General features: G+C 34.4%; 16 protein-coding genes. 3 read left to right on the top strand and 13 right to left on the bottom strand.

The features are described from left to right. Positions 1-90: 90 nt before the first annotated feature. Positions 91-1,437 (bottom strand): tRNA (N(6)-L-threonylcarbamoyladenosine(37)-C(2))-methylthiotransferase MtaB, encoded by a 1,347-nt coding sequence (gene mtaB, locus H6W53_RS10485; protein ID WP_185206635.1) that lies wholly within the window; start codon positions 1,435-1,437, stop codon positions 91-93. Positions 1,438-1,813: 376 nt separating this feature from the next. Then, the gene (locus H6W53_RS10490; protein WP_185206637.1) at positions 1,814-2,482 is read right to left on the bottom strand and encodes a hypothetical protein; all 669 of its coding nucleotides are present in this window, start codon (positions 2,480-2,482) and stop codon (positions 1,814-1,816) included. Between the two features lie 386 nt (positions 2,483-2,868). Between H6W53_RS10490 and H6W53_RS10495 the strand changes: the two genes are divergently transcribed. Continuing rightward, positions 2,869-3,945, top strand: a complete 1,077-nt coding sequence (locus H6W53_RS10495) for a helix-turn-helix domain-containing protein (protein WP_185206639.1) — start codon at positions 2,869-2,871, stop codon at positions 3,943-3,945. 34 nt (positions 3,946-3,979) lie between these two features. Here H6W53_RS10495 and H6W53_RS10500 read toward each other — a convergent pair whose 3' ends face one another. From H6W53_RS10500 to H6W53_RS10520, 5 genes are all read right to left on the bottom strand, one after another. Beyond that, positions 3,980-4,333: a hypothetical protein gene (locus H6W53_RS10500; RefSeq protein ID WP_185206641.1), complete on the bottom strand. Its 354-nt coding sequence runs from the start codon at positions 4,331-4,333 to the stop codon at positions 3,980-3,982. Positions 4,334-4,428: 95 nt separating this feature from the next. Next, positions 4,429-4,617 carry a hypothetical protein gene (locus H6W53_RS10505; protein WP_185206643.1) on the bottom strand — a complete coding sequence of 63 codons (189 nt, stop codon included), beginning with the start codon at positions 4,615-4,617 and terminating at the stop codon, positions 4,429-4,431. Further along, on the bottom strand, positions 4,617-5,138 hold the full coding sequence (locus H6W53_RS10510; RefSeq protein ID WP_185206645.1) for a DUF1572 family protein: 522 nt from the start codon (positions 5,136-5,138) through the stop codon (positions 4,617-4,619). The genes H6W53_RS10505 and H6W53_RS10510 overlap by 1 nt, the downstream gene beginning before the upstream one ends. Before the next feature lie 84 nt (positions 5,139-5,222). Next, complete coding sequence (locus tag H6W53_RS10515) at positions 5,223-7,319, bottom strand: T9SS type B sorting domain-containing protein (protein ID WP_185206647.1); 2,097 nt, start codon at positions 7,317-7,319, stop codon at positions 5,223-5,225. Positions 7,320-7,452: 133 nt separating this feature from the next. Next, positions 7,453-8,250, bottom strand: a complete 798-nt coding sequence (locus H6W53_RS10520; protein WP_185206649.1) for a hypothetical protein — start codon at positions 8,248-8,250, stop codon at positions 7,453-7,455. Positions 8,251-8,451: 201 nt separating this feature from the next. On the opposite strand from H6W53_RS10520, the gene glgP reads away from it, so the two are divergent. Continuing rightward, the gene (gene glgP, locus H6W53_RS10525; protein WP_185206651.1) at positions 8,452-10,110 is read left to right on the top strand and encodes an alpha-glucan family phosphorylase; all 1,659 of its coding nucleotides are present in this window, start codon (positions 8,452-8,454) and stop codon (positions 10,108-10,110) included. Between the two features lie 207 nt (positions 10,111-10,317). On the opposite strand, the gene H6W53_RS10530 is transcribed toward glgP, so the two are convergent. From H6W53_RS10530 to H6W53_RS10545, 4 genes are all read right to left on the bottom strand, one after another. Next, on the bottom strand, positions 10,318-10,503 hold the full coding sequence (locus tag H6W53_RS10530; RefSeq protein ID WP_087712024.1) for a DUF6496 domain-containing protein: 186 nt from the start codon (positions 10,501-10,503) through the stop codon (positions 10,318-10,320). Between the two features lie 11 nt (positions 10,504-10,514). After that, the gene (locus H6W53_RS10535; protein WP_185206653.1) at positions 10,515-10,988 is read right to left on the bottom strand and encodes a hypothetical protein; all 474 of its coding nucleotides are present in this window, start codon (positions 10,986-10,988) and stop codon (positions 10,515-10,517) included. A 134-nt stretch (positions 10,989-11,122) separates the two neighbouring features. Beyond that, entirely contained in the window at positions 11,123-12,247 is a 1,125-nt protein-coding gene (locus H6W53_RS10540) for a hypothetical protein (protein ID WP_185206655.1), read from the bottom strand. Positions 12,248-12,468: 221 nt separating this feature from the next. After that, positions 12,469-13,842: a LuxR C-terminal-related transcriptional regulator gene (locus H6W53_RS10545; RefSeq protein ID WP_185206657.1), complete on the bottom strand. Its 1,374-nt coding sequence runs from the start codon at positions 13,840-13,842 to the stop codon at positions 12,469-12,471. A 257-nt stretch (positions 13,843-14,099) separates the two neighbouring features. Here H6W53_RS10545 and H6W53_RS10550 point away from each other — a divergent pair, with 257 nt between their 5' ends. Continuing rightward, a complete protein-coding gene (locus H6W53_RS10550; RefSeq protein WP_185206660.1) occupies positions 14,100-16,229 on the top strand; it encodes a S9 family peptidase in 2,130 nt (709 codons plus the stop codon). Positions 16,230-16,285: 56 nt separating this feature from the next. Here H6W53_RS10550 and H6W53_RS10555 read toward each other — a convergent pair whose 3' ends face one another. Next, positions 16,286-16,564, bottom strand: coding sequence for a type II toxin-antitoxin system RelE/ParE family toxin (locus H6W53_RS10555; RefSeq protein ID WP_185206662.1), 279 nt, complete (start codon positions 16,562-16,564; stop codon positions 16,286-16,288). A 2-nt stretch (positions 16,565-16,566) separates the two neighbouring features. Then, positions 16,567-16,821, bottom strand: a complete 255-nt coding sequence (locus tag H6W53_RS10560) for a DUF2281 domain-containing protein (protein WP_194304464.1) — start codon at positions 16,819-16,821, stop codon at positions 16,567-16,569. Between the last annotated feature and the right edge of the window lie 25 nt (positions 16,822-16,846).

Here is a 16,846-nt window from a genome sequence, read left to right on the forward strand (position 1 = left end):
GATTTCAGATTTCGATTTCATTAAAACAAAAAAAGACATCACTCTGATAGCAATGTCTGAATTATTTTAAATGAATTGTTTAAAAGAATATTAAATTTTCTCGAGAAAACTCTCAAAGGAATTCATCACAGAAACGGTTCCGTCTGCTTCTATTTTTTCAAGCTTTAAGAATTCAATCTGATTGACTGAAGCCTGATCGAAATCTTTCTGAACTCTCACATAATTCTCTGTGAAGCCAAACATTTTTCCGTCTTTGTTTTCGTGTTCCCAAAGTACAGGAAGTGTTTTTCCAAGCTGGGTCTGGTAAAATGCCATCTTTTTCTTTTCAGATAAAATTCTAAGCATTTTATTGCGTCTTTTTCTTTCGGGAATCGGAACTACGCCTTCCATTTCTGCCGCTTCCGTATTTTCCCTTTCAGAATAGGTGAAAACGTGAAGATAAGTAATCGGAAGCTCATTCAGGAAGTTATATGTTTCCATAAACAGTTCTTCTGTTTCTCCCGGAAAACCGACAATTACATCCACACCAATCGCTGCATCCGGCATTACCTCACGGATTTTATTGACTCTGTCGGTATATAATTTCGTTAAATAACGGCGCTTCATTTTTTTCAGCAATTCATCGCTTCCTGATTGTAAAGGAATATGAAAATGCGGAACAAAGCTTTTGCTTTTCGAAACCAGTTCTATGCTTTCGTCTTTCAACAGATTCGGTTCGATGGAAGAAATACGGATTCTTTCGATTCCTTCAACCTGATCAAGCTCAGAAATTAAATCTAAAAAAGTATGTTCGTGTCTTTTGTTTCCAAATTCTCCTTTTCCGTAATCTCCGATGTTTACGCCTGTAAGAACAATTTCTTTGATGTCTCTTTCAGCAATTTCTTTGGCGTTTTTCAATACATTTTCGATGGTGTCGGAACGGGAAATCCCTCTTGCCAAAGGAATTGTACAGTAGGTACATTTGTAATCGCAGCCGTCCTGAACTTTCAGAAAAGCTCTGGTTCTGTCTCCGATGGAGTAACTTCCAATGAAAAAATCTGTTTCTTCAATTTCGCATGAATGAACGATCCCTTCGTTTTCAGATTTCTCCAGATCATCAAGATAGCTCAGAATATTGAATTTTTCTTTGGCTCCTAAAACCAAATCTACCCCTTCAATCTGTGAAATTTCCTCCGGTTTCAACTGTGCATAACATCCCACTATTACAACCAGACCATCCGGATTAGCTTTCATGGCTCTTTTTACGTGAAGTTTGCATTCGCGGTCGGCATTTTCAGTTACCGAACAGGTATTGATAACATACACATTCGCCTTTTCATCAAAACTTACCTTATCGTAACCTGCTTCTGTTAATTGGCGGGCAATGGTAGATGTTTCTGCAAAATTTAATTTGCAGCCAAGAGTATGAAATGCGGCAGTTCTTTGAAATTGAGACATTTATTGATTCTGAATTTTGTGGGTGCAAAGATAATCATTTTAAGATGAATTCTGAATTGATTCAGTCTATTATAGTGTCATCATAAAATTGATAGAAAACGGAAAACAAAAATTTCAGACCGGAAAAACAACACGTAAATCCTAAAATGCTATTTAAAGTTTTATTTACCCACAAAAGTCGCAAAAGATAAATTAAATTTTTAAAAACCCTTGATTTTTATTGTATTGGGCGTTTTGGTTATTCCGTAAATACGCTGCATTATTATCTTTTGCCTCTTTTGCAGCTAATTCTGAAAGTGGTTTTAAGCAGGGCTACAATTAAAAAACTAAATGTAGTCCTGCTTACATTGACAGAGTTTTTTCTTTAATTATTCTTTTACAGGATGCGCTGTGCAGATATAAAAATGTATTTAACTCCGGGAATTCCTTTTGTGTAGCAAAACCATTTAAGCTCGTACCAACTTGTATTATTAATTGAAATAACGATTCTCGAATTGGTTGGCGCCACCCAACTTACCGGTGCAGAAGATAAACTCAGGCTGCTTCCATTGTTTACAGAAACATCAGTTGCTGTTGTATTTCCTACTACCGAAATATCAATATTTGAAACGTAGGCTACATTTATTGTATTACCTGTGAGGTTTTTTATTCTTGGTACATATTCAGCCGCGGAATATACTAAAACATCCATTAGAATACCATCTATCGACAAAAGATTAGAAGAAATGGAAGAGTCATTAGAAACGTTTTGAGAGAGATGTCCAGCAATGTAACTGTCTGTTAAAGTAAAAGTTTTTGAAAGTACAGTCGCTCCTCCGGTAATAGTGACTACATCTCCACTACTGTTTACTCCAAGAGGCTTTCCTTCTGATGTATTCGAAGAGCTGTTAAGATTACTGAATCTTAAGCCGGATGTTCCGTTGGAATCGGATTTAATTTCCAAGGTGTTCCCAGGAGTGGTGGTATTAATCCCTACTTTACCATTTTGAGCGTAAAATAAAACTGTAGGAAAAACTGCTAATAGAGAAATAAATTTGATTTTCATAATGTTATTATAATATTTGATTAATATTTTAAAATGATAATAAGTATAATTACAGCACAACCTGATGTTTTGTAAAAGATTTTGCTGAAAATAGCTGCCATTTGTTAAAAAATGATACAATGACGTGCTTTATCAGATTTTTTTATAAATTCGTGCTTTCAAATCTTTTCGACTTTTAAGGTTCGCACAGGCAAATGAATGCCCTTATTACCTACTTGTAAAACAAGAATATTCTTAAAAGAAGATTTGAATTTTTACTTCCGTTTATTTTCAACAAAGATAATTTTACTTCTGCTCATCACTGAAATAGAAACCTCATTAATATTAGCCAATAATGATTATTGATTAATACATATATATATTGTAAAATGGAAAAAAAACACAAAATGAAAAAATTGATAAAAAAGCTCATAATCAATAAAATAAGAATATCAAAAGTGATTAATGACTTATCTAAAGCGCATTCCCAATATCTTTTAACAGATAACAGAGCACTCCGGGAACGCCAGATTTTAAAGCTTAAAAAAGAATTAGCGGAAAGATATATTTATTTGATGTGTATTATACTTCTATTGCATATTACCATTTATCTAACGGCTATGAAAGATATTTTTTTGGTATATTATCTATCAGCAGGGGTTATTTTATTGCTATTGACATTGGTTTGGCTAAGAACATGTTACTACAATCTAATGAATAAGATACTGCATACATATTTCATTATTGCTCCTTTATATGCATTTTACATCATCCTAAAGTTTTGGAAAGTATCCACAGGACAATGTGTGTGGCTCATCCCCCTTCCTTTTGGAGCTTATATATTTTTCGCTAGAAAAGAAGTTATACTTTACTCTTTATACTGCTGCTTCATTATAATTCTTGGGTGTATGCTCAATAAATTCTTTACGTTTAACTTTACAAAACATATTCCCGAAAAGATACACTGTAAGGACACTCTTCTGATTCTATCCAACATTCTTGTCGTTGGTTTGTTAGCCTATTATAAAGATGAAATGAGGGAAGTTAACACCCTCATCAAAATAGAAGAAAAGGAAAAAATTATCCTTCCGGTTACCCTTAATGAAAGAGTACTGGAAATGGCAGATTCTCTTTTTGAAAAAATAGAACATGAAGTTGTAGGTAATAAACTTTTTACCAACCCGGATCTGAATATTTCGACACTGAGTACAATACTGAAAATAAGTAACAATTATATTTCAAAAGCAATAAGAGTTCATGGTTATACTAATTTCAACCATTATATAAACACACACCGCATCTCCTATGTAAAAAAAATAATAGAAGAAAGTGATATGAAAAAAATAACGCTCATGTATATTTATACTGAAGCAGGCTTTACCAGCCAGTCTACGTTTAATCGTGTTTTTAAACAACTGGAAGGTATAACTCCTTCGGAATATATGGAAAATTCCGAAAAACAAAAAAACTCATTTAAAATGTGACTGTTGACGATTTATCTGGGGCATCTGTTTATGATTATTGTCTGTATTCGTCTCTTACCTCAGAACTGTTCTGGTAACAAACGAGAGACGAATTTTGAATTTCAGGTTCATCAATCTGCTGCAAATCCATGATACATTGTTCTCTGATATTCCACAATTCATCTAAACTGTAAGTGATGCGTTCTTCATTCAGCCACTTTTCAAGAAAATCTTTGTGAAATGAAATTTTCTGAGTACCAATTTCGTTGAATTCTATTTCCTGTTCAATCAGCAGTTTATCTTTAAATTGTTGATAATGTGAACTGCGGTTCGTAAAATCGTAATATTCGTCATCAATTTTGAGATAATTATGCGCTTCCGGAATGTATTTCAAATTAAATTTTTGCAAAGTACCACGAATTTTCGGAGTGTATTCTGCATCTATTTTAAAAATTCCAAGAATGAGTTTTACATCGCTGTGATGGTTTTCCAGAGCAAGTTTTCTCAGGGCGGCGTGTTTTTACTGCAGGTTCCGCCAAAATCATCAAAAATACATTCGGTTCTGCTTTTATCATTATTTCTTTTGTAAGGGAGCATTGAAATATATTGGCACGCAGAATGAAAATCTGTAATTTTTCTATTTAAAAATTCATCAGAAATAATTCCTTTATTTTGAATGGTAAAGTTCTTCATTACTGCTGTCTGAATTTAGTAATCATTTCAGAATTAAATTCCTGCGATTTGTTTCTCGGAATAGAAAGACTTTTCCAGTCTTCATTCTTCATCATTTTTGCGATATACACAATCTGTCCGATATGATAAGGATAATGCGCCAACTGACGGAAAATGGCATCCATAAACGTATGTGCTTCATTTCTTATGTAAATTACGGAATGTATATTTTCATCATTCATCTGGTTCAGAGCGTCAAAAAAACATTTCCAGCCTTTTTCCCAATATTCCAGAACCTCAGCTTTCGTTTTAAAAGTATCAACAAATTCTTCATCCCTGTTCCGCCATGATTTTTCGCCGTCTTCGGTTAAAAAATTAGTCCATCTGGATAACATATTTCCGGCGATATGCTTAACAATAATCGCTACAGAATTGCTTTCTTCATTAAACTGCCAGAAAATCTGTTCATCCGAAAGCTGCCCGAAAGATTGATCTCCGAGTATTTTATAGTATTCAAAACGTTTTATCAATAAATCTTTCATGATGTAAGTTTGAATATCTAAGATAAGGATTTTACAAAACAAAAACCGTTACACAGGCAACGGTTTTCTATTGAGTTCTGAAAATTATTCTCTGTTTTTTACCATTACCCAGCCGGAATACTTGAATAAGGTGTTCTTCTTATCATTTTCGTTCCAAGAAACCGAATACCAGTAAGTTCCTGTTGGGACTTTTTTGCCTCCGATGGTTCCGTCCCACGTATAATTTCTGAATTTATCCGCCTTAAAAACAAGCGTTCCGTATCTGTCGAAAACACTCAATACCAAATTCTGTTTGTATCCTAAAGCTGAATAATCGATCACATCATTCACTCCGTCTCCGTTTGGTGTAATTACATTTACCAAATTAGGAACAACCACAGTAATATCAATCGGTTCACAATTGTAGGCATCTTTTACAAAAACTCTGCTGTCTCCTCTCGGAAGGTTTGTAAATACGTTAGAATCCTGCCATTTGATTCCGTCAAGAGAATATTTGTACGGAGCGGTTCCACCTGAAACATCTACCGTTATGGTATTATTGGTAATATCAACTGATGAAATTACCGGCTGTTCCGATGCATATACTTTTACACTTTGCTTGGTAATACAGTCGCCGCTTTTTAATTTCACCCAATACGTTCCTACTCCTACATTATTGATGGTCTGTGTCGTTGCACCTGTACTCCACTCATAACTCGTAAATCCGGAACCTGCATCCAGTGTGGTTCGGTCTTCCATACAGATAATTTTGTCTTTCAGGACATTGGAATATACCGGCTGAATGACTACTAAATTCACTTTCGCAATTGCAAAACAATTGTTAGAATTAAATACTTTGATGTAAATAACGCCATTTGGAGCGATGTAATTTGAGAATAATACAATTTCATTGGTTCCGTTTTGGGCATCTGCTAAAGAAGGATAATATTTTTTAGTCGTTCCGCTTTGCGTGGTGACGGCTGCAAGACTGAGATTAAATGCTCCCGTTGAAGGATTGGACTCAATAAAGCAGGTTCTTAAAGTGGCCTCGGTAACCACAACAACCGGATAAAATTTCAGAATAATCTGTGCAATAGCTACACAACCATATTGAGAAGTAATTTTAACATACACCGTTCCTTCTGCCGAAACGAAATTAGTGATGTTTGTAATGGGATTTATTCCCGCATTAAGATCTGAAAGTGAATTATAATAAACCTTTACTGCGGTAGGATCTCCAAAAACAGCAGCGGAAGTTAAATCGTAAGTTCCGGTTCCGGCATTGTTGTTATTACAGCTGTAGAGCGTAACATTGGTTCCTGAAATATTTCCGTATTTAAATTTGAAAGCTCCCACCTGTCTGCAGGAATTAATAGGGTTATTCGGGTTTGCAGGATCCTGATAATGGATACTGTAATAATATGTTGTGGCAGTATTAACGGTAATCGGTGACACAATAGGATTTGCTCCGGAAAGTGCTTCATTCTGTGAAGTATGATAACTGATCTGGAAATTGCTGTTGCCATTAAGAATACCGGAAGACAAGGTACTGAAATTAAAAACCATGGGATTTTCGCAGACAATAATTTCTCTTGGATTGGCAGGATTGGCAGCCGGAACTCCCGGCGGAGTAAATGGATAAGTCTGAATGTTAGGATCTGTAAACGGCGAAGCCAGTGTTGCCGTTCCTCCCCAATTTAGAGAAAACGGAGCCATTGTAGGATTAAAAACATCTACCCAGTTATCTATGTACAAATAGTAAGTCTGCCCCGGTAAAACATCCATATATTTACAGTAAGGTGTTAACGATCCTCCTGCAGCACTAATGATGGTGCTCGTCATATTCATGCCTGTAGAAGCTCCGACTCCGATAACGGTGGCTGCATTACAGCGAACCGGAAAACCAAGACTTGCACAGTTCACATTCGGTCCGTAAATCGCCCAGTCGTAATCTGCTCCCGGATCTGTAGGAACGAGATCGAAAGTAAGCGTTCCGCCTGTTGCAATGGTAAATTTATACCAGATTGAATTGTGCTCACCGGAAGATAAACATCCTCCTAAATTTTCATTAACGGCCCCGATTCCCGTCGGAGAATACGTTATACTGGAATTTCCGCATACCGCAAGTGCTGATGAACAGTCTGCCTGAGCGAAAATAAAAGATGAAATAAAAAGCAAGAAAAGAAGTAGAGTTTTTTTCATATCATGTTGAATTTGGTTATTAATTTGTGCGGTAATTTGCTGTCTATCAAATATAAACAATTCCAATTAAAAATAATAGATTCAACGAAAATAATTCAATAAAAGCTGATTAAAAATGAAATATTTTCAGCTACTACTTGATACTTGTGATATTTCCGCAAAGATTTTCGAGATGAAAAATCTTGTGAAAAGGGCTTTTTACCTTTTGCAGATGTTCTTTATCCTGAATAAAAGTATAGCGTGAGGCGATGGAATTCATATCCGAAACAATAACGAGCCAACATTCGTCGACCGAAGTATCGTAGTAAGGAAATTTTTCGTTCTTTTTTTCAATCAGCTCTACAATTTTCTCAGAACATAATTCATCAAAAAGATTCATATTGTATTCATGGGTAATAAAAACATTTCTACGGTGGAAAGACTTTCGGATTCCTTTCACATTTCCTACAGGTTTTCCTTTTTTGATGCTTTTACAGATATTTAAAATAATTTCCTGCTGATTTTCCAGAGAATCAAGTTTGATATTTGAGTGAAATTCTAAAAAATAAACACCACGAAATTTCGTAGTGTCTTCCTGTTCCAATAATATTTCTGCCTGACGGAAAATCTTGTTCAGATTGCTTTCAACTTTCTTCATTTCAAGATGATTGATCACTTCGGTAAGTTCGATTCCGATTTTCTTGTCGTTGAATTTTGCGATAAAGTCGGGACTTTCGCAGGTTAAATCTTCAAATTTAACTTCAGGAAAATGGTGCATGAAAGAATTGAGCAGTAAAATTTCCGCTTTCTTTTTATATTTTTCGCGGTCGTGAAGCGGAGATTCGTCGATCTTACGGTGATACTTTTCTATCGGCTTCTTTTTCAAGTGTCGGTTCAGATAATATAAGCTCAGATTTTTAATTAAATCTTCATCAGAAAATGCCTTTTTCATGTGCTTATTATTTTATTGTTATGGAACACATAAAACTTCCGGTTTCAGATCATGAAGTTTTGATTATCAAAAAATTACCTATTAAAGGTAAATAAAAAACAGATTCAAAAAGTATTTTTAACGTTAATTTATAAAATAATTAATGTAGAGTTTATTTTCATAATTAATACCTTTGCCTCCTCACTTAATAAACTGTTACACATGGATTTTAAAAATTTTAAAATACCTTTTAGCGTAAATCCGCAGTATTCCAAGAAAGTTGCTTATTTTTCTATGGAATTTGCGATTGAGCAGGTGCTGAAAATATATTCGGGAGGATTAGGATTTCTGGCGGGTTCCCACATGAGAAGTGCTTACAATCTGAAACAGGATCTTATCGGAATCGGGATTTTATGGAAATTCGGGTATTACGATCAGGCAAGAAATCATGATCAGACGTTACAACCGACATGGACGAAGAAAATGTACAGCTTTCTGGAAGACACCGGCATAAAATTTCAGATAGAAATCCACAGCGCTCCGGTTTGGGTAAAAGTATGGTACCTTGATCCTGAGATTTTCCACACGGCTCCAATGTTTTTCCTGTCAACGGATGTTCCTGAAAATGACCACATTTCTAAAACCATCTGTCATAAACTGTATGATGCCAATGAATCTACAAAACTGGCACAGTACATTCTTCTAGGAAAAGGAGGCGCTAAATTGCTGGATGAAATGAACATTGAAAGAGATGTTTATCATTTAAATGAAGCTCACGGACTTCCTGCTGCGTTCCATCTGCTGAAAAAATACAACGGAAACCTGAATAAAGTGAAAGAAAAGCTGGTTTTTACCACGCACACTCCTGAAGAAGCTGGAAATGAAAAGCACAATATGAGACTATGTTATGATATGTCTTATTTTTCAGGATTCAGTATGGAAGAGGTAAAAAATATCGAAGGTTCTGATGACGACCGTTTCAACCATTCGCTTTGCGCGTTGAAAATGGCAAGAATAGCAAACGGAGTTTCTCAGCTTCATGGAGTGGTTTCCAGAGCAATGTGGAGCAAATATCCGGGAATCTGTGAGATTACTTCAATTACCAATGCGCAGGAATTCAAATATTGGGCAGACAAACCGCTTTACAATGCAAAAGACGAAAACGACGAAACAGTTTTCGATTACCGTAAGAAACATTTAAAGAAAAGATTATTTAAAATCGTAGCCGACCAGACCGGAAATTTATTCAATCCAAATGTTTTCACCATTGTCTGGGCGAGAAGATTTGCAGGGTATAAGCGTGCCGATCTGCTTTTACACGATAAAGACAGATTCTACAAGCTGTTGAATCATCCGAAATATCCGGTTCAGATCATTTGGGCAGGAAAACCTTATCCGATGGATTATTCTGCGATTTCTACATTCAATTCTCTGGTGGAGGAAAGCAAAAATCATAAAAATATGGCAGTTCTTACAGGATATGAGTTGTCTTTGAGTAAATCTTTAAAGCAGGGTTCTGATCTTTGGCTGAATAATCCGAGAGTTCCGAGAGAAGCTTCCGGAACCTCCGGAATGACGGCTTCCATGAATGGTTCTGTAAATCTTTCCACAGATGACGGATGGATCCCTGAATTTGCTAAACATGGAGAAAATTCTTTTGTGGTTCCGAAAGCAGATTATGCCAACATGAGCATCTACGAACAGGATAATTATGATCTTAACAAATTATACGAAATTCTGGAAAATGAAATTCTTCCTACGTACTATGACAAGCCGGATCAGTGGAGAAAAATCCAGTACAATTCTATGAATGAAGTGAAAGATCAGTTTAACAGCGACAGAATGGCGGATGAATATTACAGAATTATGTATAATGATTAAAGTTAATTGTTAATTGTTAATTGTTAATAAGCTTTTAAACCGTTAAGGTCGATTTAAGAAGTTAAGCATTATTTAAGTTTTGGTGACGCTACATTAAAATCAGAAATGATTCATCTTAATTTAGCTTAACTTCTTAAATCAATCTTAATGGTTCAATAAATGAAACAAAAAGGCTTGGAAAAATTTTCCAAGCCTTGTTTATTTAGGTTAATCTTTTTTCTTTTTAGGGACTTTTAAGCCCTCCTGTTTCGCTTCAGAAATTCCGATGGCGACTGCCTGTTTTCTGCTCGTCACTTTTTCTCCGGAAGAAGATTTCAGCTTTCCTTCCTTGAATTCGTGCATTACTTTTCCTATTTTATCCTGAGCTTTTTCTGAATATTTTGTCCTGCTCATATTATTTATTTTTAAGATTTAGGTAAAGACACAGCAATTTCATACACTTGGGCGTGCTTCAGATATTTAGAACGCTCTCTGGAAGTTACCGATTCAAAATGATCATTTTTTATCACTACAATCGGGTCTTCTGTATTTTCGATTTCAAAATTGGCGATGTATCTTTCATCGGGTGGAGACTGCTGTAGTTTCGCTTTAATCTTCTGTAATTCATCGGCATATTTTCTGAATCCGGGATCTGAAGAATGGATAAATTTATATTCATCTCCCGCGTCTACGAAATAATGCAATTTTTTTTCTATCAGTCCGGCTTCATTACAGATTTCAGGGTTATCATTTCCGTCTTTGAAGCCCACTTCAACCAGTTCTCCTCCTTTTTTATCGGCACATTCCTGTGCGTCTTTATAGCTTGAAAATCCTGTATATATTATTCTATCATCCAGTTCGTATCGGTTCAGTTTTTGGTTAAAAGCATTCGTTTCCATAATTATATTTTAATTTGATTGTTATGGATACATCCAATTTTCTGCCAAACCCTATGTATATAAAAAAACATTCTTAAAAAAGAATGTTTTACAGAGATTAGTTTTGTATTTTTAGAATCAGAAGATCATTCGAGTTAAAGGGCGGTTACACTAAATACTGCTTTATAAGTAACACCAGATGCATATGTAAAAGTTGCGGGAAAAGACTGTCCCTCAGTAGCTGCGGATCCTACATTATATCCACTCAAAAAAATAGCTAAATTTAAAGTATCATTCTTTTGTAGTCTTACCAATCCGCTTAATCCAAGTGTATATCTAATACTAGCAACTCCTGGGGTAGCATATCTAATTGTAGAGTTATCCAATACAACAGTACCTGAAGCAGGATTCGTACCTGTACAATTTTTCCTAACCTCAAGATTCACAGGGTAATAAAAATTTTGCTTATTTATTGTTGGATTAGCATTTGGAACTATATAAGCCGATATATAGTAGTTTCCATCTTGTGGAACTGTATATCTCCCAGTTCCAAAGTCGAAAAGACCTTGGGGATCAGTAATTACAGTATCAAATTGCTGAAAAGCTCTAAAAGACAAAACAGCATTTTCAGTTGGTCCTATATAAGGGTATACTGTACCATTTACATAAGCTATAGAAGCTATAGAGGTATCGGAACGATTAACAGGCATCCAACTTGTATTTCCGTTGGTATCCGCAACCACAGCATATCCATTGCTTGGAGCATTAGAAGGAAGTACAAAGGTTCCGTCTGCCGCCAAATTTTCCGGTGCTTTTACAGTTATTTTATTAAGTCCATTAGCACTATTTTCGTAAAATTTTATTGATGGAGCTACTCCCCCATTCGAAGATAATGAAATGTTTCCTTTTACATCGAGTGTCTCTGTGGGAAGATCGTTATTTATTCCCACATTTCCATTGGAAGTTACCATAATTCTGGAAGTACCGTTGGTCTGCAATTTGAAATCATGCAGTGTTGTTGTACCAAACGATGCTGCACCACCGCCAAGATATGATCTTAAGCTAATTGTTCCGTTTGTATTATTTATCCCAAAGCTGTTATCCGGAGTCGTAATGGTTAATTTCGTATTGGGTGTTGATGTTCCTATCCCCACTTTTCCATCGTTGGCAACTGTAAAATCATTGAGTTGCTGTGAAGCAGACGGAACTCCAAGCGCAGGATTATCTTTAGCACCATCTACATGAAAAGTTCCCTGAGGATTTGCATTATTAACCCCCACTTGAGAGAATGATAATAATGGAAGTAAAATCCCAATCATAATCATAATAATTGTTTTGTTCTTCATAGTTTTTTAATTTAAAAGTTATCTCAGTGTTTTTAAAAAAAGTTTGCTTTGTAAAGTTATAAACTTTGTAAAAAGCTATAGCACTGCATTTACACTGCAACACATTAAAAAAATGAAAATCAAATATTTAAGAATTAAAAAAATTAAACGGAATACTATCTATTGATGACCCATTTATTAAAATCAACATCCGGATCGAGACCAATTTTTTTTCGCAATCTGTATTTTTTAGACTCTACGGTTCTTATCGAAATATGAGCATACTCTGCAATTTCTTTATTGGAAAACTTTAATTTTATCAAAGCGAGAAACTTCATATCATTATTTGTGAGATGAGGAAATTCTGACAGAAGATTATTATAAAAATCGGAATACAGTTCTTTAAACTTGATTAAAAAGCAAGGATCATCATCTATGGCGAGATGTACAACATCTTCAATTGGTACAGCAAGTTTTTTCTTTAAATCATCTGTCTCATTAAGCTTTTGATCGATAATGTTATTTTTTTCCTTTTCTTTTTTTGTAAAAATCTTTGTCAGTATGAGAATAGTAATTGTACTTATGGCAATAATGGCAGCAATAATATAATAAAAACTGTATCTATTCTTTTTATTCTGCTCATTCTGATCGCTGAGGCGTTTTTCCAGTTCTTCCAAAGGAAGATAAGATTGTTTTTTTTCTGCCAAAATCAAGCTGTCATTCAATGCAGTATACTTTCCCATATACTCATTTTCTTTTTGAAGATTATCCAGATTTCCATATGCTTCATACAAAAGCTTATATGTTTCCAAATCTACTTTATAGAAATTTTTATTTTTAGTAAGCTCAAGAGATTGAAAAAGATATTTTAAGGCTTTTTTATTTTCTCCTTTCTTGATGTATACCTTTCCGTAAGCCTGCAATACAATGGATTTATCTTTGTTGGAAGCATCTTTAGCCAAAGACATTTTATTAGCTTTATCAATAAAATACTTTGCAGAATCCACATAGCCTTTTTTCAGATGTCTGTTTGCTATTGTTACATACAGCATCGGCGAGATCATACATTTTCTTTCATTATTATACACCGAATCCATTTGGTTTAAAGACTCAAAACTTGATCTTTTGCCTTCGTAAATACTGTATCTGAATTTATTTTGCAGGTTTTCATCATCAATCTTATAAACATAATTTAATGACTGATTAAATTTTTTGATAGCCTGCTGATGAAGCTGAACACCATGATAATAGGTTCCGTAGAGAAGATTCAGCTTTGCCTGTAATTCGGCGCTGTTAAAATATTTCAGTTTTTCTTCAGCTTTATTTAAAAAATAAAAACATTCTTCCGGTCTGTTAATTTCTTGATACATCTCAGCTAAATTGAGATAACCGGTAATTTCACCTTTCAAATAATTAATCTTTCGGGATTTATCGATACTACTTTTCTGAAGAATAATTCTATTTCTAAAATCTTCTGAATTATTTTCTGTTATAAGGATATTTTTCTGTATTTCATCAATCTCTGAAGAAGACGATACTTGTGCCTGCATTTTTAATGTAAGCATAATGGGTATGAGAACAAAATAAATTTTGTTCTCAATAAGGGAAAATTTCATTTATATCTCAGTTTTTCACAAAAATAATACTTTATGTGGTAACTTTTAACAAAAAATGATTAATGAAATAATTTATTCTTTGAATAATTAATAATAAAAAAATTAGTAATATTATAAAAATTCACGTTAGTTTCTTTTATATTGTCATCTTAGTAAAGAATTATTAAATTTGAAATCTTTTAAAATTAGAAATGAAAAAATTCTTACTAACGCTTACAGTTGCTGTGGCATTTCAAAGTTTATCCGCTCAGGAAATTACTTTAGATAAAATATATTCAGGATATTACCGCGGAAAAGGCATTGCCGGAATTACCTCCATGAAAAACGGTGAAAATTATCTGGTTATCGAACAGGGAGGAATTGCAAAATATTCTTACAAAACTTCTCAAAAAGAAGGAAACCTTGTGGACGGACAGTTCCAGAGCTATGAATTTTCTGATGATGAATCTAAAATTTTGTTACTGAAAGACAGTGAACCGATTTACAGACATTCGTTTTTAGGAAAATATGAAGTAAAAGATCTTAAATCCGGAAAAACAGTAAGCCTTAATGAAGGAAAATTTGTTCAGGAGCCAAGATTTTCACCGGATGCTACAAAAGTGGCTTTCATTGCAGATAATAATCTTTTTTATCAGGATCTGAATTCCGGAAAAATCACACAGATTACGCAGCATGGTGTTAAAAATAAAATTTTAAACGGACTTGCTGACTGGGTTTATGAAGAAGAATTCGGACACGCAAGACTGTACGAATGGACAAAGAACTCGGATGCGATTCTTTTCGTAAAATTAGACGAAACGGAAGTTCCGGAAATCTATATTCCGATTTATGGCAAAACGCTTTATCCAAGCGAAATGCGTTACAAATATCCAAAAGCAGGAGAAAAAAACTCTGTTGCTTCAGCACATATTTATCAGTTGAGTGACGGTAAAAAGACAACCGTTAATTTAGACAGTTTCAAGCATTATTATATTCCGAATGTAATTCAGACGGCAAAACCGGACGAAATTGTTTTAATTACTTCAGACAGAATTCAGAACGCTTCTGATGTTTTAAAAGTAAATACAAAAACAGGAGCTGTACAGAAATTATTCACCGAAACCGATGAAAAATGGATCGATACAGACAGCCCGACTCTGGAATTTTTAGAGGACAATTCTTTCCTTTGGGGCTCCGAAAGAGACGGTAACCGCCATTTATACTGGTACGACAAAGATGGTAAACTGAAAAAACAGGTTACGAAAGGAAACTGGGAAGTAACAGATTATTACGGATTTAATCCAAAATCAAAGGAGATCTACATTCAGACCACAGAAAAAGGAAGCATCAACAAAGTAGTTTCCAAAGTAAATATCGAAAACGGAAAATCCCAGTTGATTTCAAATGCTGAAGGAAATAATTCTGCCAATTTCAGCAAAAACTATAATTATTTCATCGAAACTTCTTCTACGGCTGCAAAACCTTATACTTATGTTTTAAAGGACGGAAACGGTAAAACGGTAAAAGAACTTCAGAATAATGAAGCTCAGCTACAGAAATTAAAAGCTGATAATTTCGTAGAAAAAGAATTTATCACCATTCCGAATGAAGCGGGAGATCAGATGAATGCGTGGATCATCAAGCCTAAAAACTTTGATAAAAACAAAAAATATCCATTGTTTATGTTCCAGTATTCTGGTCCCGGTTCTCAGCAGGTTGCTAATTCATGGGATAACGGAAACGGAATATGGTTTGAAATGCTTGCTCAGAAAGGATATATCGTAGCTTGTGTCGACGGACGCGGAACAGGTTATAAAGGCGCTAAATTCAAGAAAGTAACGTACATGAATTTAGGGAAATATGAAATTGAAGATCAGATCGCGGCAGCAAAATGGTTCGGAAATCAATCATACATTGATAAATCCAGAATCGGAATGTTCGGATGGAGTTTCGGAGGGTATATGACGAGTCTGGCAATGACAAAAGGAGCCGATGTTTTCAAAATGGGAATCGCAGTGGCGCCGGTAACGAACTGGAGATATTATGATTCTGTTTACACGGAAAGATTCATGAGAACACCACAGGAAAATCCTGACGGATACGATAAAAACTCCCCGACTGAATATGCAAATTTATTGAAAGGGAAATTCTTATTAATCCACGGAACTGCTGATGATAATGTACATTTCCAAAATTCAATGGAATTCTCGGAAGCTTTGATCCAGAACAAAAAACAGTTTGATTTTATGGCTTATCCGGATAAAAACCACGGAATTTATGGCGGACAGACAAGACCACAACTGTATCAGAAAATGACTGATTTTATTTTGGAGAATTTATAATTCGAAAATTTAAGCATAAAAAAATCCGGATCTAAAGTTTAGATCCGGATTTTTTATTAGTAAAAATGAAAACTCCTATTATCAATAATCGTTACGAGAAAAATTTTATTGTTTATTTCCTGATAGATTAAAGAATTGTTTTCATCAATTATACATTTTCTTAAATTAAGTATCTTAGATTTTGGGCAAATCGCAGCATTACTTTTCAGATTATCAATCAATCTATTAAAATGATTTTCAAATCTTTCGATTTCTTTAATTGTCCAGTTTTCAAACAAATAATCAATTACCTTTAAATAATTCTTTAAAGTTTCTTCAGACCAAATAATTTCCATTATTATTTCTTTGAAGCAATATAATCTTTGATTTTCTTCTGAGCAGATTCATGACTTAAAGTTCTGTCGTTTTCTATGTCATCAACTCCTTTTTTTATTGATTCTCTTTGAGGCTCGGATATTATTCCCGACCAATCATTTTCATCTGTTCTGTTATATTTTGTCTTCAAAAAATCAATAAAATCATTCACCTCTTCATAAAAATTTTCAGGAAGTGTTCTGATGTTATCTTCTAAATCTTTTAACGTAATTTCCATTTTCTTCATCTTTATTTCCATCAAA

Source organism: Chryseobacterium sp. C3 (genome assembly GCF_014218905.1).
GTDB lineage: Bacteria > Bacteroidota > Bacteroidia > Flavobacteriales > Weeksellaceae > Chryseobacterium > Chryseobacterium mucoviscidosis.